The sequence below is a fragment of the Citrifermentans bremense R1 genome (assembly GCF_000426865.1).
GTDB classification, from domain to species: domain Bacteria; phylum Desulfobacterota; class Desulfuromonadia; order Geobacterales; family Geobacteraceae; genus Geomonas; species Geomonas bremensis.
Genome location: NZ_AUGE01000001.1, coordinates 432,629 through 453,027 on the forward strand (window position 1 = coordinate 432,629; position 20,399 = coordinate 453,027).

Here is a 20,399-nt window from a genome sequence, read left to right on the forward strand (position 1 = left end):
CATGGCGGGAGAAAAGCCACAGATACTCCTGGTCGAGGACGAGATGCACCTGGCGCGGGGCATTACCTTCAACCTGGAGCAGGAAGGCTACCTGGTAAGCCACGTGGAAAGCGGCGAGGAGGCGCTGGAGAAGGTGAAGGTCGAGAAGTTCGATCTCATCATCCTGGACGTCATGCTCCCCGGTATCGGCGGGTTCGAGGTATGCGAGAGGATAAGGACGCTGGACTCCAGGGTGCCGGTGCTGATGCTGACGGCGCGCTCTGCTGAGAGCGACCGCATCCATGGCCTGGCCGCCGGCGCCGACGATTACCTGATCAAGCCCTTCAACCTGAAGGAGTTCCTGCTGAGGGTATCGGGGATGTTGAGGCGCTCCGCCTGGTACCGTCCGGAACCGGTGGAGGAAGGGTACCGTTTCGGCGACAACGAGGTGTTCCTCCTCTCTTACCGGGCGCGGACCCGGCAAGGGGAGATCGACCTGACCGACCTGGAAGTGCGTATGCTCTCCCTGTTCTTTCACCGCGAGGGGGAGGCGATCCCGCGCGGGGTGATCCTGGAGAGCGTCTGGGGGTACTCAACAGACGCCGAAACGAGGACGCTCGACAACTTCATCGTACGGCTGCGGAAGTACTTCGAGCCGGAGCCCTCCCGCCCCATCTTCTTCCAGACCGTGCGCGGGGTCGGCTACAGGTTCAGCAGGAACCCATAACTGCCGTTCAACGTTCTACGTTCAACGTTCGCTGCCCCACCGCGGAGTCGGCAACGTCCTCCACACATCCAACAGTTGGTTCACAAGAAAAGGCCCTCTGGAAATTCCCAGAGGGCCTTTGTTTTTGAACGTCGAAACGTTGAACGGGTTATAAAGAAAGGCCCCCCGGAATTCCAGAGGGCCTTTTTTGTTTTACGTAGAACGTTGAACGTTGAACCGGTTCTTACAGTCCTGCTTTTTCCCTGATGATGGCAGCCTTGTCAGTGCGCTCCCAGGTGAACTCGGGAAGCTCGCGACCGAAGTGGCCGTAGGCAGCGGTCTTCCTGTAGATCGGACGCAGCAGGTCGAGCTGCTCGATGATGGCGCGGGGACGCATGTCGAACACCTCACGCACGATCTCGGAGATGCGCTTGGACGGGATCTTCCCGGTGCCGTTGCAGTCGACCATGACGGAGACCGGCTCGGCGACGCCGATGGCGTAAGCCACCTGAACTTCGCACCTTTCGCAGACGCCCGATGCCACCAGGTTCTTCGCTACGTAGCGCCCCATGTACGCGGCGGAACGGTCCACCTTGCTGGGGTCCTTGCCGGAGAACGCGCCGCCGCCGTGAGCGCCGTGCCCGCCGTAGCTGTCCACGATGATTTTACGGCCGGTAAGGCCGCAGTCGCCCATAGGGCCGCCGATGACGAAACGTCCGGTCGGGTTGATCAGGAACTTGGTCTTGGAGTCCATCAGGTTGGCCGGGATAATCTTCTTCACAACTTCCTCGATGATCCCTTCCTTGATCATCTCGTAGGAGACCTCAGGGGAGTGCTGCGAGGAAATGACCACGGTATCCACATGCACCGGCTTGTCGTCGATGTACTGGATGGAAACCTGGGACTTGGAGTCGGGACGCAGGAAGTCGAGCACGCCCGCCTTGCGAACGTCGGCCAGACGCGACACCAGCTTGTGAGCCAGCAGTATCGACATCGGCATCAGCTCAGGCGTCTCGTTGCAGGCGAAACCGAACATGAGGCCCTGGTCCCCCGCGCCCTGCTCCTTGAACATCCCCTCGCCCTCGGTAACACCCTGAGCGATGTCTGGGGACTGCTTGTCGATGGAGGTAAGAACAGCGCAAGTTTCCCAATCGAAACCCATGGCGGAGTCGTTGTAGCCGATCTCGCGGATGGTTTCGCGGACGATCTTGGGATAGTCGATGATGGCGTTGGTGGTGATCTCACCGGCGACGACCGCCATGCCTGTCGTTACCATCGTTTCACAGGCTACCCGCGACTTGGGGTCCTGGGTCAGGATGGCATCCAAAATGGCGTCTGATACTTGGTCCGCAACCTTATCCGGATGACCTTCAGAGACAGACTCGGAGGTAAAAATAAAATCCTTCATTTCCATACGGTAAAAACCCCCTTACGAAGTGTGCAGCAGGTAGCCTAAAGCTGGGGAATTGTATAGTTGCTAATTCTCTTTGTCAATAATTAAATGGGACCAATTTCAATGATTTTGGGCCGATAGAGACAGGCGCCAAAGGTTGGTTAATTGATTCCAATTTTTTATCGGATACAATCTGCTTTTGCTTAGCCCAATGCCACATCGACCTCAGTCTCAGCTATTGCAGCTACAGGCCGTGCTCCTGCTAAGAGTGGCGGCCAATCGTCTGATAGCGGGAGTCTTTTGGAAAGGAGGAATTATGAGAGTATTTTTTCTTTTGCTTCTCTGCTCAGTCATCACCGGTTGCGGTTCCTCAGGCTCTGCTGGAGGAAGCGGCACGGAAGGAAACGTCCTGGTACCGCAGCCGACTCCCGCGCCGGCGCAGATTGTCATCAGCACCAGCGGTCCCGCCCCCGATACGGTGCTATACGGCGCACAGTTCACGCTGGCCCTTCCCAAGGCGTTAACCGTTCCGGACGCAGCGGGGAACCTGCTGCCGGCCGGCGTGCTGCAACCAGCACCCAGCGGGAGTTTCGCCGGAGCAGCTTTCGTCGGCACCGGCTCGGAGCCGGGACAAGTGCTGCTGGTCAACATCTCCCACCCCGGGGGATTCACCGTCGGCCCCCTGGCCACCCTGAACTGCACCCTTGCTCCCGGGGCCAAAGTCGCCTCATCCGAAATCGTCCTCTCCGGCTTTTCCGCTCGCGACTCAGATGGCGCCACCATCGCCGGAGTAATCCCCCACCTTGCCCTCAAAACGCAATGAGCGGCTGACGGAATAACCGCCAGCCGCCCATCTTTCTTTCGCTCTGCAGGAAAAGACGAAGCTTACTCCTCCACGAGCCTGATGGAGTTGATGAACACCGGCTCGACCGGGACATCCTGGTGCCCCGCCTTGTTGCCGGTCTTCACCTCGCGAATGGCGTCGACCACGTCCATCCCTTCGATGACCTGCGCGAATACCGCGTAGCCGAAACGGTCCGGGGTCTTGCCTGAGTGGTCGAGGAAGGCGTTGTCCACGACGTTGATGAAGAACTGCGAGGTCGCGCTGTCCACAACCGAAGTCCTGGCCATGGCCAGGGTGCCGCGCAGGTTTTTAAGCCCGTTGGTGGCCTCGTTCTTGATGGCGAACTTGGTCTTCTTGGGCTGCATGTCGGTGTCCAACCCGCCGCCCTGCACCATGAAATTCTTGATGACGCGATGGAAGATCGTGCCGTCGTAGTAGGCGTCTTTGACATAGGAGAGGAAGTTGCGAACGGAAATCGGGGCCTTGTCCTTGAAGAGTTCGATCTTGACGTTGCCCATCGAGGTCTCCATGAGGACCACGGGATTCTTTTCTTCAGTCATTGCTATTACTCCTTTTAATTTGATATGGTCACCGGTCATTGCAGTTGCAGTCTTCAATACCATACAACCACGGCCGGTGGAAACTTTTTCCTCATTGTTGACGCGCTGAGGCCTGACGGTAATACTGTAGCGACGTCGTGTGTAACAGATGGAAACGAAACGGCAGGTTTCAGCCTATACCCACAGGAGAGATACATGAGATTAACCAGTTTCACACTGTTGGCGGCACTAGCTATCTCAATCATCACGACCCCTTTCCCCTTGGCTGCGGCGGAATTGCAGGCGCAACAGGTGGCGAAGGTCGGGGAACCCGCTCCGGATTTCACCCTGGATGCCTGGGTAGGGACCGCCCCCGGCAAGGAATTCAAGCAGATAAACCTGAAAGAGCTGCGCGGCAAGTGGGTGGTGCTCTTTTTCTATCCGATGGACTTCACCTTCGTCTGTCCCACCGAGATCAAGGGGTTCAACGACGCCCTGGCGCAGTTCGAGAAGCTGGACGCCGTGGTCCTGGGCGCCTCCACCGACAGCAAGTTCTCGCACCTGGCCTGGGTGAAGCGCGGCGACCTGGGGGCCCTCGCGTATCCGCTCCTTTCGGACATCAAGAAGGAGACGGCGCGGAAGTACGGCTGTCTGGACGAGAAGGACGGCGTTGCGCTGCGTGCGCTTTACATCATCGACCCGCAGGGAGTGCTGCAGTACCAGGTGGTGCACAACCTCGATGTGGGAAGGAGCGTGGATGAGACGCTACGCGTGCTAGAAGCGTTGCAGACCGGCTCGCTCTGCCCGCTCGGCTGGAAACCAGGCCAAAAAACCCTGGGAAAACCTTGAAATTCTTCAAACCAAAACCCTTGGCAAGGAGAACAACTGAGGACTTCTGAGAAACCGAAATCCGAGGAACCCAAACTCAAGAACAACTGAAATTCTCTTTCCCGACAACCACAGTTTTTTCGTGCCCCCCCTTTGAGATGTACGAGGCTATTGCGTCCCCCCCTTTGCGAAGGGGGGACAGGGGGGGGTCGCCTCCGACGGTTTTCCGCCCTTACCCCATCATCGCTTTCATCTTGGCGAAGAAGTCTTCCGCGCTCTTCTCGGCCTCTTCGGGGGTCACTTCCTTCACCACGCCGCTTTGCTGCACGTTGAGCACTCCCCCGGGTATCTCTTCGAGAAAACGCGACGGCACGCGCTCCTCAAGCTTTCCGTACTTCTTCCGGAAGAGCGTCCGGGTCATCACCAGCTGCTGCCGCGCCCGCGTGATACCCACGTAGCAAAGGCGCCGCTCCTCGTCGATGCTGTCGTCCTCGTAGATCGCGCGCTTGTGGGGCAGGATCTCGTCCTCCATGCCGACCAGGAACACGAAGGGGAACTCCAGCCCCTTGCTGGAATGCAGCGACATCAGCGTCACCGCGTCCTTGCCGTGGTCCTTCTTGTCTTTTCCGGAGAAGCGGTCCTCGTCCATCAACGACACCTTCTCGATGAACCCTCCCAGGGTCGCCTCGGGCACCCGCTCCTCGTACGCCGCCATCGAGTTGATGATCTGCTCCACGTTCTCCACCTTGCGGCGGGCGGCCTTCGCGTCGTCTATGGTGCGGAAGATCTCCTCTTCTATCTTCAGTTTCTCGAAAAGGGCCTTCCCTTTCTCGGCGAGCCCCCCCTCCGCCCGGAAAGCTTCGGCGGCGTCCAAAAGCGTGTGGTGGAAGGCGCGGACCTTGTCCTTGATGACATCGGAAATCCCCTCGATCTCCTCCACCCGGCTGAAGGCCTCGAAAAGAGGGATCTCCTTTTCCAGCGACCACTGGTTGATGCGGATCACGGTGCTGTCGCCGATGCCGCGCTTGGGGAAGTTGACGATGCGCAAAAGCGCCACCTCGTCCAGCGGGTTTGCGATCACCTTCAGGTAGGAGAGGGAGTCCTTCACTTCCTTGCGCTCGAAGAACTGGGTCCCCCCCACCAGGACGTACGGTATGTCCTCGAAGCGGAGCTGCTCCTCGAAGGCGCGACTTTGCGCGTTGGTGCGATAAAGGATGGCGAACTGGCTGTAGGGAGCGTCCTTTTTGTAACGCTCCAGCTGGATCCGCTCCACGACGCTCGTGGCCTCCTCCTCGTCGTCCTGCACGATGCAGAGATCGATGAGGGGCCCCTCCCCCGAGGCGGTCCAAAGCCTCTTCGCCTTGCGCACCTTGTTGTTGCCGATGACGCTGTTGGCCGCTTCCAGGATGTTGCCGGTGGAGCGGTAGTTCTGCTCCAACTTGATGGTCCGGCACCCCTTGAAATCCTTCTCGAAGTCGAGGATGTTGCCGACGTCCGCGCCGCGCCAGCCGTAGATGGACTGGTCGTCGTCCCCGACGACGCAGAGGTTGCCGCACCCGGCTGCCAGAAGGTTCACCAGGAGGTACTGGGAGGAGTTGGTGTCCTGATACTCGTCGACCATGATGTAGCGAAAGCGCTCCTGCCAGTGTTTGAGGACTGGGGGGTGCTGCTCGAGAAGTTCCGCCGTCAGCATGATGATGTCGTCGAAATCTATGGCGTTGAACGCCTTGAGAGCGGACTGGTAGCGCGGATAGACGAGCCCCGCCATCATGTCGATGTCGTCGGTCGGGTTGGGCGTGAACCTCCCCGGCGGGATCAGCTTGTTCTTCGCGCCGGATATGCGCCAGATGATGCTTTCGGCGTCGTACTTCTTGCTGTCGGTGTTCACCTCGCGGACGATCTGGCGCACGAGCCCCACCTGGTCCGCGGTGGAATAGATGGAGAAGTTTTTCTTGTAGCCCAGGCGCTCGATGTCCCGTTTCAGCACGCGCACGCCCAGTGAATGGAAGGTGGAAAGAACGATTCCCTTCGACTGCTTGCGCCCCACCAGGTGCTCCACCCGCTCCTTCATCTCCTTGGCGGCCTTATTGGTGAAGGTGACGGCGAGGACCTGGTCGGGCGGCACTTTCTTGTCCAGGATGAGGTGCGCGATGCGGTAGGTGATAACCCCGGTCTTGCCTGAGCCGGCGCCGGCGAGGACCAGCAGGGCCCCCTCCGTGTGCTTTACGGCGGCCAGCTGTTCGGGGTTCAATCGTGACAGGTCGAGCATGAAAACCTCATCAAAAGCGGGTATTTCCGCCGGCAAGGCGGCAGCTTTTGCCGCGGCGCGGACGAAAAAAGAGCCGCGACCAGGAAGGCGCGGCCCCACATAGTTACCAGAACGGCAGGTCCAATGCAAGCCGCTATTCCGTGGCGGTTTCAATCGCCGCCGCGGTATGCTATAAAGCTTGCTTCAGCGCAGGGGTCCCCCCCTCACCCGCCTTTCCAAGTGGCGGTAAAGCAGGCCCGGGGGCCCTGGTAGCCGACAAAGAAATTAAAGACCGAAAGAGGTTCACGGAAATGGATAAAACTGCCGCGGCTCAAAGGATCAAGTGGTTAAGCTCGGAGATCGAGCGCCACAACCGGCTCTACTACGAACAGGACATGCCGGAGATAACCGATGCCGAGTACGATGCGCTCTTCCGTGAGTTGAAGGAACTTGAGGCCTCCTCTCCCGACCTCGCCCTCCCCGATTCCCCCACCGGCAGGGTCGGCGGACGCCCGGTGGCGAAGTTCACCCAGGTGCGCCACACAACGCCCATGCTCTCGCTGGAAAACGCCTTCACCGAGCAGGACATCATCGACTTCGACGACCGGGTGAAGCGCTTCGTGGGGCTTTCAGGCGGAGCGGAGATCGGTTACGTCTGCGAGCCGAAGATGGACGGCGTCGCCGTGGAGTTGGTGTACCGTGATGGGCTCCTCGCCATCGGCTCCACCCGCGGCGACGGGTTGGTGGGCGAGGAGGTGACCCAGAACCTGAAGACCATCAAGGACATACCGCTGCGGCTGCAGACGGAGGAGCCGCCGGGACTCTTGACGGTGCGGGGCGAGGTGTACCTGCCGCTGGAACCTTTCCGCAGGTTCAACCAGGAGCGCGAGGAGGCCGGGGAGCCCCCCTTCGCCAACCCGAGGAACGCGGCTGCGGGGTCCCTGCGCCAGCTCGACTCGAAGATCACCGCGAAGCGGCCACTCAGCATCTTCTGCTACGCCCCGGGCGAGGTGGACGGAGTCGCCTTCCAATCGCAGAGTCATTTCCTAAGCACCATCCCCACCTGGCGCATCCCGGTGAACCCGCTGACCAAGCTCGTCTCAGGCGTGCAGGGGGTGCTCGACTACTACCGCGAGATGATGGAACAGCGCGACGATCTCCCCTACGAGATCGACGGCGTGGTGGTGAAGGTGGACCGGTTTTCCCTGCAGCGCGACCTGGGGGAGAAGAGCCGCTCGCCGCGCTGGGCCATCGCCTGGAAGTTCCCTCCGCGCCAGGCGACCACGGTGGTCAACGACATCGTGCCCCAGGTGGGTCGAACCGGCGTCATCACCCCGGTGGCGCACCTTGAGCCGGTGAACGTCTCGGGCGTCATGGTCTCCCGCGCCACGCTGCACAACTGGGAGGAGATGGAGCGCAAGGACATCCGCAGGGGCGATACCGTAGTGGTGGAGCGAGCCGGGGACGTCATTCCCGCTGTGGTGCAGGTTCTGACCGAGAAAAGGCAAGGGAGCGAGACGCTGCTCCCGGTGCCGGAGGCGTGTCCTGTTTGCGGAGGCGAAGTGGTGAGGATACCGGGCGAGGTCGCCGTGCGCTGCGTCGGCCTCAACTGTCCCGCGCAGGCATTGGAACGGGTGAAGCACTTTGCCGCCCGCCGCGCCATGGACATAGACGGGCTGGGGGAGAAGTTCATCGAGCAGCTTCTGAACCTCAAGCTGATACGGAACGTCGCCGACATCTACCGGCTGACTGAAGAGGACTTCATGCAGTTCGAGCGCATGGGGAAGAAGCTGGCGGAGAACCTTCTGAATTCCATCGCCGCCAGCAAGGAGCGGGAGCTTTCCCGCCTGATCTTCGCGCTCGGGATACGGCACGTGGGAGAGCACACCGCGAAGCTTTTGGCCAGCGCCTTCGGGAGCATCGAGAACCTGGCGGCGGCGAGCGAAGAGGAGTTGACCTCCATCCGCGAGGTCGGGCCGCAGGTGGCGGCGAGCATCGCGGATTTCTTCAAGAGCGAAGAGAACCTGGAAGTGCTCAGGGAGTTAAAGGAGCACGGGGTTAATCCCAAAGCAGAAGAGAAGCGGGTCGGCGGCAGGTTCACCGGCAAGACCTTCGTCTTCACCGGTGCCCTGGAGAAGTTCACGCGCGACGAGGCGAAGAAGATGGTGGAGCTGGAGGGGGGCCATGCAGCGGGCTCCGTGTCCAAGAAAACTGACTACGTCGTCGCCGGCGCCGATGCCGGGAGCAAGCTGGATAAGGCGCAGCAGCTGGGCGTGCGGGTGTTGAGCGAAGACGAGTTTCTGGAGTTGATGCAGTAGGGATTCAGCGGTGCTCTTTACGGTAGTGGTAGAGCCTTTCGGTGAAGCCGCCGTTTTCGGCGAAGTCACTCGCCAGCCGGTCCATCTGGCGCTTGAGCAGGTAGCTTGCCTGGTGCGTCAAGCAGAGCAGGATGTTGGCGCTCACTTCCGCGCTGGCGCTACGAAGCGCCTGCAGCGCAGACAGCAGCGGTTCGTCGAAAAACTCAGACCTGTCAGACCTGTCTGACCTGTCTGACCTGTCTGACCTGTCTGACCTGTCTGACCTGTCCGACCTGTCCGACTGGTCCGACAATGCCTTTCCCCTTTTCAGCTTCCCGGCGAGCCTGGCCCGCATGGTGCGCACGCGCGCCGAATCCTTGTCCCAAATCTCCAGCCGGTTCTGCCGCAGATAGTCTTCGTAGTCCCGGATCAGCTCGCCCAGACTGGCCCGGGCTACGCCGGTCAGCTTCAGCTCGGTCTTTTTGGAAGTCCCGGAGGCGAGCGACCCTTCGGCTATGTTCTGGACCCCGCTGCGCGCGGCCTGCACCATCTGGTCGTGGGTGCGCGAGCGCTTCTGCACAAACCGGTCGCAAAAAAGCACGGTGCCGTCATAAGCCGCCAGCGCAACGGCGAAGCTACGCAGCTTCCGGAAGCCTCCATGAGGCAGTATCAGTTCGCAAGCCTGGTCCATACCGGCTCCTCGTTGTTGCCCCTCACTTGGCCAGCTTTGCGGTGAGAGCCGGGACGAACTGCATCACGTCCGCAACTACCAGCACGTCGGCCACCTCTCCGATCGGGGCTTCTTTGTCCTTGTTGACGGCTACGATGAACCCTGACTTCTTCATCCCCGCCAGGTGCTGAATCGCCCCGCTGATGCCGCAGGCGACGTAGAGCTTCGGGCTCACAGTCTGCCCGGTGGTGCCGACCTGATGCCCGGCGTCGATCCAGCCGCTGTCTACCACGGGGCGACTCGCGCCGACCTCGCCTCCCAGGGCACGCGCCAGCGCGGCGATGACCTCGATATTCTCCTTCTTGCCGATACCGCGCCCGGCGCTCACGATCACCTCGGCCCGGCCCAGATCCACCCCTTTGGGCGGCGGGGGCTCATAGCCTAAAAACTCTACCTTCCCCTCCCCCTCCGCGTCCGCGTCGATCCGTTGCAGCGCCGGCGCGCCTCCCGGCTTCACTACCGGAAAAGCTCCCAACTGCAGGGTGAGCACCACGGGAGAGCCGACCGGCTTTGCCTTGCGCCGCATCTTCTGGCTGCAACAGGGAAGCTCGAAACCATCCTCGGCGACCGCCACCACCTCGGAAAGCTGCGCCACCTTGAGCCCCGCCGCCACCCGCGGCGCCAAATCCCACCCGTAGGAACTGTGCATCAACACCACGTAATCGGGCTTTTCCCGCTCGACTGCGGCGAGCACGACCCGCTTGTGCAGGTCAGGATTGCATTCGCCGTACTTGGCGACGTCAGCCAGGTACACGGTTCCCCCGCACTCAGGGAGCTCCCCCTCTTTCCCCACCAGCAATACGACGGCGTCCGCGGGAAGCTGCGCCGCGAAACCAAACAGCTCGTAGCTGTAGTCCAGAATTTTCCCGTCCCTGCACTCGGCTATCAGCAACGCTTTCATATCTCCCCCTAGCGTAAAAGCCCCGTTTTGTCCTTGAGTATCCCGATCAGCTTGTCCACCTGATCGGCGACGTCCCCTTCGAGGACGACGCCGGTCCCCTTCTTGGCAGGGGCGTAGAAGCCCGCCATCACCGTCCGCGGCTCCTCGTGCAACAGTTCGGACACCGGGATGGTCAGGATCTCCTTTTTCTTGGCCTTCATGATGTTGGGGAGCGTCGGGTAGCGCGGCTGGTTCAGGCCCAACTGGCAAGTCACCAGGGCCGGCGTCTTGAGCCGCACCACTGCTCTCAGTCCCCCTTCGAGCTCCCGCTTGACGGTAACGGACCCGTCAGCGTATTCGAAACCGATCGCGGTAGTGGCACAGGAGTACTCCAGCAGTTCGGCCACCATGGTTCCCACCTGGGCTGAGCCGCGGTCCTGGGACTGCAGCCCGGTGAAGATCAGGTCGTAGTTCTCCCCTCTGGCGCTGGCGGCTATCGCCGAGGCGATCTGCCAGGGATCTTTCAATTGGGAGGCGCTGTCCTGCACATGCATCCCCCGGTCGCACCCCATGGCGAGCGCCTTCTTGATTCCCTCCACCACCCGGTCTGGTCCCAGCGACAGCACGGTCAACTCCGGCTCGCCTCCCAGCTTTTCCTTGAGCCTGACCGCCTCTTCGATGGCGTATTCGTCGTACTCGTTGACGCGGAAGGCCATGTCTATCTCCGAGTACCAGACGCCTGAAGCATCGGGCCTGAATCTGGATTCCATGTCGGGGACCTGCTTTATGCACACCAGGATTTTCATGATGATCTCCTCCAGACCATTAATTGCCATTCCGCGATGCCGGCGCAAGGTCTGCGAAAGCAACATAGGAGAGGATATAGGACGACGTACCGCTGTCAAATGAACTAATGAAAGGTGCAGCGGTCGCCGGCTGCGGTTCGCGAAACTGACGAAGGATTTTAATAAGGGATGCCGTGTGGGATATCTAAGGGAAAGGGTGAGCAGGGATTAGAGCGACGGAATACAAATCGTCACTGTTTATGAAAGGGTTTAATAAAAATGTAGATTATCAGCAGGAAAGGAAAGGAAGAAAAAGCCGCTACGAGATTCCCGGCATATAGCTGCCAGGTACCAAATCCTACGACGGCCAGGGTGAAAAAGATGATAAAAAGTGCGGCAGCTTTATTCATAGCGGGGATACTAACCAATATGCGGCGGCCTTGTCCAGTATTTAATGTACGACAAAACCGCGGTGTGACGGGTCTCAGCGTTACGGGGTATTCCAGTCCCAGCAGAACTTCAGTTCATCCTCGGTGACGAACAGTTCGCAGCAGGTTTTTTTGAAGGAAGCTTGGTCGGCTGCGCCATCCACTTCCTCCTGAACCGCTTTCTCGATCTCGGAATCGGAAAGATCCATCTTTTTCTCAAAGGAGCCATCGATGAGCCCCTCCCGCCACCCGGCCTCCTTCAATTGCTTCTTGAACAGTCCGATATGGATCGCGTTGTTGACGCCGTAATCGACCAGCAAAAGCACGTTCTTGGCCATACCCGCCTCCGGTAACCGCTGTGATGCCACCAACTACCCCTTCCGGCCCGATTTAGATTACCACAAAAGCCTCCGCGCCGACTCGAACTCCAAAAGCCTCCCCGAGAGCGGGTCCCGAAACCGCACGCGCCTTGCCAGGAGTTGCAACGGCCGGTCGAAGTCGTCGGGCTGTTGGGGCTGAAGTTGCGGGTAAAGGCGGTCATGCAGAATTTGCAACCCGAGCCCGCTCATGTGGACCCGCAGTTGATGAGTCTTCCCCGTCACCGGTGTCAGTTGAAAACGAGCAGCGCCATCTCGTTGCTCCACCAACCGGATGAGCGAACGGGCGTTGGGGGGACCTTGCTCCGTTCGCATGGTGAACCACGGTTCCCCATGCACCAGCCTGTTTTCCACCAGCCATTCCGCCTGCCCCGGCTCGACCGGAGCTGCCGATATCGCCTCATAGCTCTTTTCGATGCTCCCCTCCCGGAACAACTCGCCGTAACGGCCGCGCGTTTTCGGGTTGGCGGAGAAAAGGACGATCCCGGCGGTTTCGCGGTCGATCCTGTGCAGCGGTACCAGGTCATGGATGCCGGTCGATTCCCTCAACCGGTGCAGGAGGCTTTGGCTGAGGTACTCTCCCCCCGGCGTCACCGGCAGAAAATGCGGTTTGCACGCCACCAGGAGTTCGTCGTTTTGGAACAAGATCTCCTCGGCAAAGGGAATCACCTTTTCATTCTCGATCTCCCTGAAGTAGAAGATCCTTTTTTGGGGAGCGTAGCTGCTGGCGCTGGTGATGGGAGTCCCATCCTCACCCAGGACCTTTCCCTGGGCTATGCGCCGCTCCCAGCAGCTGCGACTTACCTTCGGGAAACGCCCGACCAGAAAGTCCAGTACCGACGGGTACGGTTGCTCCATCCGGGGCATGGTGACTGTGGCGCGATACGGGGAGACCCCCATGCTGTCGTCTCCTTTTTGCTGTCGGTGCCGTATGCAGTGCCGCAATCGCCGGACTGCGAGGGAGGATGAACGGGCGCAGCATAGCACGTAAGAAAGGAAAAGGGGACAGGCTACTTTATTTTTCGAAAAAGTAGCCTGTCCCCTTTTGGGGCGCCGGCAAAAAAAGGGGGCAACCCGTCGGTTGCCCCAGTACTGGACGGCCCGGCAGAAAGGACCGATCACAAAGGTTGAATAGCAAGCACGGCTCACGCATTGATCCGGAAAAACCTGCCGGGGAGCCTTGGGCAGCGCAGCAATGAGCAATCGTTTTATTTATCCCAAGATCAGCAAAAACGACCTTCTACCCCCGCCCGTACAGCCTATGGCTCTGGCAAGCAAAACCCCAAAACTCTGCCGCTTTTGACAACCGCGCTTCTCATTGATATACTAAAAACATTGTTTTGTAAATGCCAGTTTTACACCTGGAACGACAGTTCTGTTTCAACTACCACTGAAGCGGCGGCAACCGCCACGACACCCGGCGAGTTACCATGGGGCGACAAGCGCCGCTTAGCTTCCCGCAGCAGGGCGAAAGAAATTGACAGCCGGAGCGCCATGCACTAGATTACGCTTAATTTTTTCCCCACGAGGACTCAAATGGACGACATCAAGGATGGCGAAGAAATAACCCCGATCGGGGATCTCGCCATAGCACTCGGACTTACCACCAGGACCATCCGTTACTGGGAGGAAGTCGGCATCATCGAAAGCGTGCAGAGAAACGACGGCGCGACGCGCGGCTTCACCCCGTACTACGTGCGCCGCATCAAGTTCATCATCAAGCTAAAGGAGCTCGGCCTCACCATCAAGGAGATGCAGGACCTATACGTAGCTTACGGCGAAGCGAAACAGACCGAGCGCATGGTTCCCCGGCTGGTGGAGATACTGGACGAGCACATCGAGAAGATAGACGAAAAGATGGCGAAGCTGGCGTCGCTTAGAAAAGACATCGTCTCTTATCGCCAGAAGATTTCCACCAAGTTCGGCGCCGGCCGTGACGGCGACGGCAACAAAAGTGACTCGTAATCACCGCTTTCCTTACGGGGCATCGTCCAGCGGCGACGCCCCTTTCCCTTCTTATCTACCCGACTCCCCCCTCGCCCCAGTTGTCATCCAAGCCGCCTCAGGCGCGAGCGCGAAACTGCCGTGACCTTCATCGCAGACCTGCACATCCATTCCCGCTTTTCCATCGCCACAAGCCGCGACCTCGACCTGGCCTCACTCTGGCGCTGGGGACAGTTGAAGGGGATCCGCGTGGTCGGTACCGGAGACTGCACCCACCCCGTGTGGCTTGGGGAGTTGGAGCGGGACCTGGTGGCAACCGAGTCCGGTCTGTTCCGGCTGCGCCACGCCCCGCCGCAGCACCTGGTTCCCGCCAGCTGCCGTGCGGAGGTACTCTTCATGCCGACCGCCGAGATCAGCTGCATTTACCGCAAGGGGGGGCGCACCAGGAAGGTGCACTGCCTGGTCCTGCTCCCGGACCTGCAGGCGGCGCGCCGGCTCAACCTGCTCCTTTCCCGCATAGGCAACCTCGGCTCCGACGGCCGGCCCATCCTGAAACTAGACGCGAAGGAGCTGTTGCAGATGGTGCTGGAAGCGGCTCCCGAGGCGCTGCTGATCCCGGCGCACGCCTGGACCCCGCACTTCTCGGTGTTCGGCTCCGGCTCCGGCTTCGACTCGCTTGCCGAGTGCTTCGAGGAACTCACCCCGCACGTGCACGCCATCGAGACCGGACTTTCCTCCGACCCCGCCATGAACTGGCGCATATCGGCCCTGGACGGCATCACGCTCATCTCCAACTCCGATGCGCACTCCGCGGCCAAGCTCGGGCGGGAGGCGACGGTGTTTCGGACCGACCCCTCCTGCCGCGGGATCCGGCAGGGGATAATTGAGGGAAACGGGGTGGCCTCGACCATCGAGTTCTTCCCGGAGCAGGGGAAGTACCACGCGGACGGGCACCGCTGTTGCGGGGTGCGCCTCACCCCCGCGCAGACCATTGCCAACGGTTACCGCTGCCCTGCCTGCGGCGCGAAGGTGACGGTCGGGGTGCTGCACAGGCTGGAGCTGCTGGCGGACCGGCCGGAAGGGGCAAGACCGGAAAACGCCCCCCCCTTCCAGTCGCTGATACCGCTTCTGGATCTGATCGGGGGGGCGCTTAAGGTGGGGACGGGGACGAAAAAGGCTCAGGCCCTTTACTTCCACCTGCTGGAGCGGATCGGCAACGAGTTCCACATATTAAGAGATGCGCCGGTGGGGTTGATAGAGGAGGCTGCCGGCGCCACGCTGGCGCGCGGCATCGGCAAGATGCGCCTGGGCGAGGTGGAGATCGATCCCGGCTACGACGGCAGGTTCGGGACCGTCTCCATCTCCCCTTTGGCGTGAAGAGGGTTACTTCAAAAGCTCATCCAGCTTCTTGGTGTCGGCGCCGATCACCTGCTCCCCCTTGACGAAGAAGGTCGGGGTCCCCTGTATCCCCACCTTCCTCGCCAGGGCCAGATGCTCCTGGGCCAGCTTCTTCACCTCGGCGCTCGCCGGCTTGGCGGAGGCCGGAATCTCCTCGCCCAGCATCATGGCGTCGTAGGCCTCAGCCTTATTCTCGGCGGAAAGGATGTACTCGATCTTCTTGATGGCCGCCGGGTGCGCCAGCGGTGCGAAGAAGACGTACCTGGTCACGTCGCTTCTCTTGGTGAAGTACTCGGAAGCCTTCCTGCAGTATGGGCAGTCGGGGTCGGTGAACTCGATGACCGTCTTCTTGCCGTCCCCCACCTTGACCGCCTTGTCGAGCGGCAGCTCCTTGACCGCTTCCATCGCCTTGGCCGCAACCTGCGAGCTAAGCGCCTGCTTCCGCTCCGCCGTACGGCTCTTGAGGTCCTTCCCCACGATCTCGCCGGTGAGGATGAGATCCTTCTCCGGGTAGTAGTAGAAGATGTTGGGCCCGGAAACGACCTCGTACACGCCCTTGATCTCTGTGGGGGTCATGCTGTCGAAGGGGACTTGGGGGAATGCGCTGCGAAAGGCGCTTTCAGGGGAGATCGGGGCGGCGAACGACACACCTGCCAGAAGAAGCAGCGCCGCCGCGGACAAACATGCTGCCAGGATTCTCCGAGTAAACCACATAAGGCCTCCATTCTAGTTAATTAAAATTGCTGGCCGAGCCAGCGGCAACTATAGCATATGTTTCAGGAAAGGTGGAAGCGCGAGGAAATTTTTCCGGCGCCGAAGGCGGCGTGGGCAGCACCCAGGACACCGGCGTCCGGGCCAAGGGCGCCCTTGACGACGCAGGCGGCCGCCCCGGGAAGCGCGAGGGTACGGGAGCGTATCTCCCGGCGCATCGCCGGGGCCAGTAGCTCGAAACTCTCTGACACACCTCCTCCCAGCACTACCGCTTCCAGGTTCAGCAGGTTGAGCACCCCGGCCGCGGCGATGCCCAAGTAGCGGCCGGCCTGCTCGAAACGGGCGACAGCCGCGGCGTCCCCGCCCACCGCGCGCCGGGCGACGGCAGCGGCGCTGTCGTTGCCCGCGGAGATGGCGGTGGCGAAGGTGTACTGCTCCAGGCATCCCCGGTTGCCGCAGCCGCAGGGGCGCCCGTCCGGCTCCACCGTCAGGTGCCCCAATTCGCCGGCCAACCCGTTCGCCCCGGTCCAGAGCCGGCCGTCAAGTATCAGCCCAGCTCCCACCCCCGTGCCGATGGTGAGCATGAGCCAGGAGCGGTACCCTTTTCCCGCGCCGAAGCGCTGCTCGCCGACGGCGCAGGCGTTGGCGTCGTTTAAGACCAGCACCGGCACCCCCAGGGCGCGCGAAAGCTCCGCGCCGAGGTTTACCCCCTGCAGCGCCGGGAGGTTGACGCTGGAAAGGACCGCACCTTCACCCGAGACGAGACCGGCGACACCGATGCCGACGCCGGCGACCCTGACTCCCCGGGCCAGCGCCTCCCTCTGCAGCTGTTGCACCCTCCCCTGCAGCCGGGCTACAAACGGCGCGGGAGCCGTCACCGTCTCCGTCGGTTCGCTCACCCTGCTAAGCACCGCGCCGCCTTGGTCCACCAGGGCGAAGCGAAGGTTGGTCCCCCCGACGTCCACCCCGATACAGACACTTTCCATCACCCCTCCACCGCCGCCTGGAAAAACGGTAGCAGCCGGTCGTAAGTCGCCAAAAGCGCCTCCGGGATCACCCTGACATCCGCTACCACAGTCATGAAGTTGCTGTCCCCGTACCAGCGCGGCACCACGTGCAGGTGCAGGTGGTCCTCGACGCCTGCGCCCGCGGCCTTGCCCAGGTTTATGCCGATGTTGAAACCTTGAGCGCCGCTGGAGTGGGCCAGTATGTCCCGGCAAAGAGCCACCTCGCGCATCAGCTCCAGCAGCTCGTCCGCCGTCAGTTCGCCCAGGTCGGCGCTGTGGCGGTTAAGCGAGATCAGCAGATGCCCGTTGGAATAGGGGTAGCGGTTCAGCATCACCCGCGAAAGCCGGGTGCGCCTCAAAATCAGCAGCTCCCTGTCGTTACCTTGCGCACAGAAGATGCATTCCGTCGCCGGCGGCTGAGTCAGATACTCTACCCGCCATGGTGCCCAAAGATTGTCCATCGCACCCCTCCGTTGCCCACTGACTGAGGGCTTGGTCGAAGAACGGCAGTCAATGCCGCAACAGAATCAATTTACAACGACCGCATGCCATTGACAATGGAATCGACAGTTTTGACAGCGACAAGAAGCTCTTTTCGAAGCTCAATGCCTTTAGCATTGCATTACGCGCCGCTCATTGTAGCGGTCCTGCGCCATGCTATACTTGTGGCCTTTCGGCCCTGCACCTCGTCTTAACAACCCGGACCGGAACAATGACAGATAGTACTTGTTTGGTCAATGAGCTGATAGCTCCAGGAGGGTAATTTATCTTGAGGAGGTAGCAATGACAAAGAAAATGGACGCTCTCGAATACCATGCAACCGGGCGCAAGGGGAAGATCGAGGTCATCTCCTCCAAGCCGTGTCTTACCTCCCGCGACCTCTCGCTTGCCTACACCCCGGGTGTCGCCGAACCGTGCCTTGCCATCGAGCAGGATCCCGAGCTCGCCTACCAGTACACGGCGAAGGGGAACCTGGTCGCGGTAGTTTCCAACGGCACGGCGGTCCTGGGGCTGGGCAACATCGGAGCCATCGCCGGCAAGCCGGTCATGGAGGGGAAAGGGGTCCTCTTCAAGCGCTTTGCCGACCTGGACGTCTTCGACCTGGAGGTGAAGTCGGAGAACCCGGACGACGTGATCAAGGTGGTGCAGTTGCTGGAGCCCACCTTCGGCGGCATCAATCTGGAGGACATCAAGGCGCCGGAGTGCTTCTACATCGAGGAGGAACTGAAGAAGACCATGAACATCCCGGTCTTCCACGACGACCAGCACGGAACGGCGATCATCTGTTCGGCGGCGCTCATCAACGCGTTGTCACTGGTCGGCAAGAAGATCGAGCAGGCAAGAATCGTGATCAACGGCGCCGGCGCCGCCGGGATCGCCTGCGCGAACCTCATCCTCTCCCTCGGGGCAAAACCGCAGAACCTCTACATGTGCGACACCAAGGGGGTGATCTACAAGGGAAGAGCGGAGGGGATGAACCCCTACAAGGAGCGCCTGGCAAACGACACGCCGCTGCGCACGCTCGAAGAGGCGATGCGCGGAGCCGACGTCTTCATCGGGGTCTCGGCCAAGGGCGCCGTCACCCAGCAGATGGTGCGCGAGATGGCCAAGGACCCGGTGATCATGGCCATGGCGAACCCGCACCCGGAGATCACCCCTGAGGAGGCGCTCTCGGTCCGCTCCGACGTCATCATGGCGACCGGGAGGTCGGACTACCCGAACCAGGTGAACAACGTGCTCGGTTTCCCCTTCATCTTCCGGGGCGCGCTCGACGTCAGGGCCAGCACCATCAACGAGGAGATGAAGAAAGCCGCGGTCTTAGCCCTGGCGGAACTGGCGCGGGAGGATTGCCCCGACTCGGTCTGCCGCGCCTACGGCAACGAGAGCTTCACCTTCGGGAGAAACTACATCATCCCCAAACCTTTCGACCCGCGCGCGCTTTTGCGGGTGGCCCCGGCGGTGGCCCAGGCGGCCATGGATTCGGGGGTCGCACGCATGCCGATCGAGGAGATGGCCAAGTACACCGAGTGGCTCGAAGCGCTGCAGGGGCGCGCCAAGGAGACCATGCGGCAGATCATCAACAAGGCTAAGTGCGACCCGAAGAAGATCGTCTTCCCGGAAGGGGACAACGAGAAGATCCTGAGGGCGGCCTACGCGCTGATAGAGGAAGGAATCGCCCATCCCATCCTGATCGGGAACAAGGCCAAGGTGCAGGAGAAGATAGCCGAGCTGGGGATGGAGCTCAACGCCACCATCGTCGATCCCGAGACCTCGGAACTGACTGAAGGGTACGCGGCGGAACTATACAGCAAACGCCAGCGCAAGGGGGTGACCCTCTCGGAGGCGCGCCGCATCATGCGCCGCAAGTCCAGGAACCATTTCGGATCCATGATGGTGCACATGGGGGACGCGGATACCCTCCTCTCCGGCATCGACTCGCACTACCCCGACACCATCAGGCCGGCGCTGGAGATCATCGGCAGGCAACCGCAGCTCTCCGGCGTTCACGGCATGTACATGATGGTCTTCAAAAAGGGGATCTATTTCCTCGCCGACACCACGGTGGAGATCGACCCGACAGCCGAGGAACTGGCCGAAACCGCGCTCCTCGCCGCGGAAAAGGTGAAGTTTCTCGACATCGTCCCCCGTATCGCCATGCTCTCCTTTGCGAACTTCGGCTCGGTGAACCACGACCTCACGGTAAAGGTGAAAAGGGCGGTGGAGATCGTCAAGCAGAAGGCGCCGGAGCTTGAGATCGACGGGGAGATGCAGGCGGACACGGCGGTGACCCCGGAGCTTCTGGAGAACTACACCTTCTCCACCCTGACCGGTCCCGCCAACATACTGATCTTCCCGGACCTCAACTCCGGGAACATCAGTTACAAGCTTTTGCACCGGCTGGGCGGGGCTGAAGCGATCGGGCCGCTTTTGATGGGAATGAGAAAGCCGGTCCACGTGCTGCAAAGAGGGGACGACGTCTCCACCATCGTGAACATGGCGGCGATAGCCGTGGTCGACGCCCAGAACCAGTAACGGGAACGCGGTACCGGCGCCCCTCCCCCACCCCAACCCTCCCCCGCTGGGGGAGGGAGGTGGACGGAAGATCATCGGGAACATTTTTAGAAGGAGAAACAATAAATCTTTGCCGTTTTGTTCCCGCCCCCGGAGGGGAAGGGTCAGGGAGGGGGCAGCTCGCTGGACATCCCATCACCAGAAAGGAAAGGGGCACCGTGAATACGGAGCCCCTTCTTCGTCGCGCAAGGCTTCTTTTCATTGCCTTGTCCCCGGCTTATTTGCTATACATA

Annotated in this window: 19 protein-coding genes; 8 read left to right on the plus strand and 11 right to left on the minus strand. The window is 60.9% G+C overall.

What is annotated here, in order from left to right; genetic code table 11:
* The first annotated feature begins 1 nt into the window (after position 1).
* Positions 2–706 (plus strand): response regulator transcription factor, encoded by a 705-nt coding sequence (locus tag K419_RS0101975; RefSeq protein ID WP_012529773.1) that lies wholly within the window; start codon positions 2–4, stop codon positions 704–706.
* Positions 707–929: 223 nt separating this feature from the next.
* Here K419_RS0101975 and metK read toward each other — a convergent pair whose 3' ends face one another.
* Positions 930–2,099: a methionine adenosyltransferase gene (metK, locus tag K419_RS0101980; RefSeq protein ID WP_026840096.1), complete on the minus strand. Its 1,170-nt coding sequence runs from the start codon at positions 2,097–2,099 to the stop codon at positions 930–932.
* Between the two features lie 295 nt (positions 2,100–2,394).
* On the opposite strand from metK, the gene K419_RS0101985 reads away from it, so the two are divergent.
* Entirely contained in the window at positions 2,395–2,901 is a 507-nt protein-coding gene (locus K419_RS0101985; RefSeq protein ID WP_026840097.1) for a hypothetical protein, read from the plus strand.
* 62 nt (positions 2,902–2,963) lie between these two features.
* Here the strand turns inward: K419_RS0101985 and K419_RS0101990 are convergent, their stop codons facing one another.
* Positions 2,964–3,482: a peptidylprolyl isomerase gene (locus tag K419_RS0101990; RefSeq protein WP_012529770.1), complete on the minus strand. Its 519-nt coding sequence runs from the start codon at positions 3,480–3,482 to the stop codon at positions 2,964–2,966.
* Positions 3,483–3,677: 195 nt separating this feature from the next.
* On the opposite strand from K419_RS0101990, the gene K419_RS0101995 reads away from it, so the two are divergent.
* Complete coding sequence (locus tag K419_RS0101995; RefSeq protein ID WP_026840098.1) at positions 3,678–4,310, plus strand: peroxiredoxin; 633 nt, start codon at positions 3,678–3,680, stop codon at positions 4,308–4,310.
* Positions 4,311–4,521: 211 nt separating this feature from the next.
* Here the strand turns inward: K419_RS0101995 and K419_RS0102000 are convergent, their stop codons facing one another.
* The gene (locus K419_RS0102000; protein WP_026840099.1) at positions 4,522–6,558 is read right to left on the minus strand and encodes an ATP-dependent helicase; all 2,037 of its coding nucleotides are present in this window, start codon (positions 6,556–6,558) and stop codon (positions 4,522–4,524) included.
* A 290-nt stretch (positions 6,559–6,848) separates the two neighbouring features.
* Here K419_RS0102000 and ligA point away from each other — a divergent pair, with 290 nt between their 5' ends.
* Entirely contained in the window at positions 6,849–8,855 is a 2,007-nt protein-coding gene (ligA, locus tag K419_RS0102005) for an NAD-dependent DNA ligase LigA (RefSeq protein ID WP_026840100.1), read from the plus strand.
* 4 nt (positions 8,856–8,859) lie between these two features.
* Here the strand turns inward: ligA and K419_RS0102010 are convergent, their stop codons facing one another.
* The 5 genes from K419_RS0102010 to K419_RS0102030 all read right to left on the minus strand — a co-directional run bounded on the left by K419_RS0102010 (position 8,860) and on the right by K419_RS0102030 (position 12,934).
* Positions 8,860–9,525, minus strand: a complete 666-nt coding sequence (locus K419_RS0102010; protein ID WP_026840101.1) for a four helix bundle suffix domain-containing protein — start codon at positions 9,523–9,525, stop codon at positions 8,860–8,862.
* A gap of 22 nt (positions 9,526–9,547) precedes the next feature.
* A complete protein-coding gene (locus K419_RS0102015; protein WP_026840102.1) occupies positions 9,548–10,465 on the minus strand; it encodes an electron transfer flavoprotein subunit alpha/FixB family protein in 918 nt (305 codons plus the stop codon).
* 8 nt (positions 10,466–10,473) lie between these two features.
* Positions 10,474–11,250, minus strand: a complete 777-nt coding sequence (locus K419_RS0102020; RefSeq protein WP_026840103.1) for an electron transfer flavoprotein subunit beta/FixA family protein — start codon at positions 11,248–11,250, stop codon at positions 10,474–10,476.
* Positions 11,251–11,719: 469 nt separating this feature from the next.
* Positions 11,720–11,995 (minus strand): hypothetical protein, encoded by a 276-nt coding sequence (locus tag K419_RS0102025; RefSeq protein WP_026840104.1) that lies wholly within the window; start codon positions 11,993–11,995, stop codon positions 11,720–11,722.
* Between the two features lie 57 nt (positions 11,996–12,052).
* Entirely contained in the window at positions 12,053–12,934 is an 882-nt protein-coding gene (locus tag K419_RS0102030) for a pseudouridine synthase (RefSeq protein WP_026840105.1), read from the minus strand.
* 252 nt (positions 12,935–13,186) lie between these two features.
* Here K419_RS0102030 and K419_RS23415 point away from each other — a divergent pair, with 252 nt between their 5' ends.
* From K419_RS23415 to K419_RS0102040, 3 genes are all read left to right on the plus strand, one after another.
* Positions 13,187–13,537 (plus strand): hypothetical protein, encoded by a 351-nt coding sequence (locus K419_RS23415; protein WP_156912164.1) that lies wholly within the window; start codon positions 13,187–13,189, stop codon positions 13,535–13,537.
* Positions 13,538–13,570: 33 nt separating this feature from the next.
* The gene (locus K419_RS0102035; RefSeq protein ID WP_012529759.1) at positions 13,571–13,999 is read left to right on the plus strand and encodes a MerR family transcriptional regulator; all 429 of its coding nucleotides are present in this window, start codon (positions 13,571–13,573) and stop codon (positions 13,997–13,999) included.
* A gap of 120 nt (positions 14,000–14,119) precedes the next feature.
* Positions 14,120–15,355 carry an endonuclease Q family protein gene (locus tag K419_RS0102040; protein ID WP_026840106.1) on the plus strand — a complete coding sequence of 412 codons (1,236 nt, stop codon included), beginning with the start codon at positions 14,120–14,122 and terminating at the stop codon, positions 15,353–15,355.
* Between the two features lie 6 nt (positions 15,356–15,361).
* Here K419_RS0102040 and K419_RS0102045 read toward each other — a convergent pair whose 3' ends face one another.
* The 3 genes from K419_RS0102045 to K419_RS0102055 form a co-directional block, all read right to left on the minus strand.
* The gene (locus K419_RS0102045; protein WP_026840107.1) at positions 15,362–16,090 is read right to left on the minus strand and encodes a DsbC family protein; all 729 of its coding nucleotides are present in this window, start codon (positions 16,088–16,090) and stop codon (positions 15,362–15,364) included.
* Positions 16,091–16,152: 62 nt separating this feature from the next.
* Positions 16,153–17,073, minus strand: coding sequence for an ROK family protein (locus K419_RS0102050; protein ID WP_026840108.1), 921 nt, complete (start codon positions 17,071–17,073; stop codon positions 16,153–16,155).
* Positions 17,073–17,555, minus strand: coding sequence for an HIT family protein (locus K419_RS0102055; RefSeq protein ID WP_026840109.1), 483 nt, complete (start codon positions 17,553–17,555; stop codon positions 17,073–17,075). Before K419_RS0102055 ends, K419_RS0102050 begins: the two co-directional genes overlap by 1 nt.
* Before the next feature lie 322 nt (positions 17,556–17,877).
* Between K419_RS0102055 and K419_RS0102060 the strand changes: the two genes are divergently transcribed.
* Entirely contained in the window at positions 17,878–20,127 is a 2,250-nt protein-coding gene (locus K419_RS0102060; RefSeq protein WP_026840110.1) for an NADP-dependent malic enzyme, read from the plus strand.
* Positions 20,128–20,399 lie beyond the last annotated feature (272 nt).

What these genes read in the sequence shown, in the direction of transcription:
- K419_RS0101975 (WP_012529773.1), top strand. Translation starts at nt 2, where the DNA reads ATGGCGGGAGAAAAGCCACAGATACTCCTGGTCGAGGACGAGATGCAC.
- metK (WP_026840096.1), bottom strand. Translation starts at nt 2,099, where the DNA reads ATGGAAATGAAGGATTTTATTTTTACCTCCGAGTCTGTCTCTGAAGGT.
- K419_RS0101985 (WP_026840097.1), top strand. Translation starts at nt 2,395, where the DNA reads ATGAGAGTATTTTTTCTTTTGCTTCTCTGCTCAGTCATCACCGGTTGC.
- K419_RS0101990 (WP_012529770.1), bottom strand. Translation starts at nt 3,482, where the DNA reads ATGACTGAAGAAAAGAATCCCGTGGTCCTCATGGAGACCTCGATGGGC.
- K419_RS0101995 (WP_026840098.1), top strand. Translation starts at nt 3,678, where the DNA reads ATGAGATTAACCAGTTTCACACTGTTGGCGGCACTAGCTATCTCAATC.
- K419_RS0102000 (WP_026840099.1), bottom strand. Translation starts at nt 6,558, where the DNA reads ATGCTCGACCTGTCACGATTGAACCCCGAACAGCTGGCCGCCGTAAAG.
- ligA (WP_026840100.1), top strand. Translation starts at nt 6,849, where the DNA reads ATGGATAAAACTGCCGCGGCTCAAAGGATCAAGTGGTTAAGCTCGGAG.
- K419_RS0102010 (WP_026840101.1), bottom strand. Translation starts at nt 9,525, where the DNA reads ATGGACCAGGCTTGCGAACTGATACTGCCTCATGGAGGCTTCCGGAAG.
- K419_RS0102015 (WP_026840102.1), bottom strand. Translation starts at nt 10,465, where the DNA reads ATGAAAGCGTTGCTGATAGCCGAGTGCAGGGACGGGAAAATTCTGGAC.
- K419_RS0102020 (WP_026840103.1), bottom strand. Translation starts at nt 11,250, where the DNA reads ATGAAAATCCTGGTGTGCATAAAGCAGGTCCCCGACATGGAATCCAGA.
- K419_RS0102025 (WP_026840104.1), bottom strand. Translation starts at nt 11,995, where the DNA reads ATGGCCAAGAACGTGCTTTTGCTGGTCGATTACGGCGTCAACAACGCG.
- K419_RS0102030 (WP_026840105.1), bottom strand. Translation starts at nt 12,934, where the DNA reads ATGGGGGTCTCCCCGTATCGCGCCACAGTCACCATGCCCCGGATGGAG.
- K419_RS0102035 (WP_012529759.1), top strand. Translation starts at nt 13,571, where the DNA reads ATGGACGACATCAAGGATGGCGAAGAAATAACCCCGATCGGGGATCTC.
- K419_RS0102045 (WP_026840107.1), bottom strand. Translation starts at nt 16,090, where the DNA reads ATGTGGTTTACTCGGAGAATCCTGGCAGCATGTTTGTCCGCGGCGGCG.
- K419_RS0102050 (WP_026840108.1), bottom strand. Translation starts at nt 17,073, where the DNA reads ATGGAAAGTGTCTGTATCGGGGTGGACGTCGGGGGGACCAACCTTCGC.
- K419_RS0102055 (WP_026840109.1), bottom strand. Translation starts at nt 17,555, where the DNA reads ATGGACAATCTTTGGGCACCATGGCGGGTAGAGTATCTGACTCAGCCG.
- K419_RS0102060 (WP_026840110.1), top strand. Translation starts at nt 17,878, where the DNA reads ATGACAAAGAAAATGGACGCTCTCGAATACCATGCAACCGGGCGCAAG.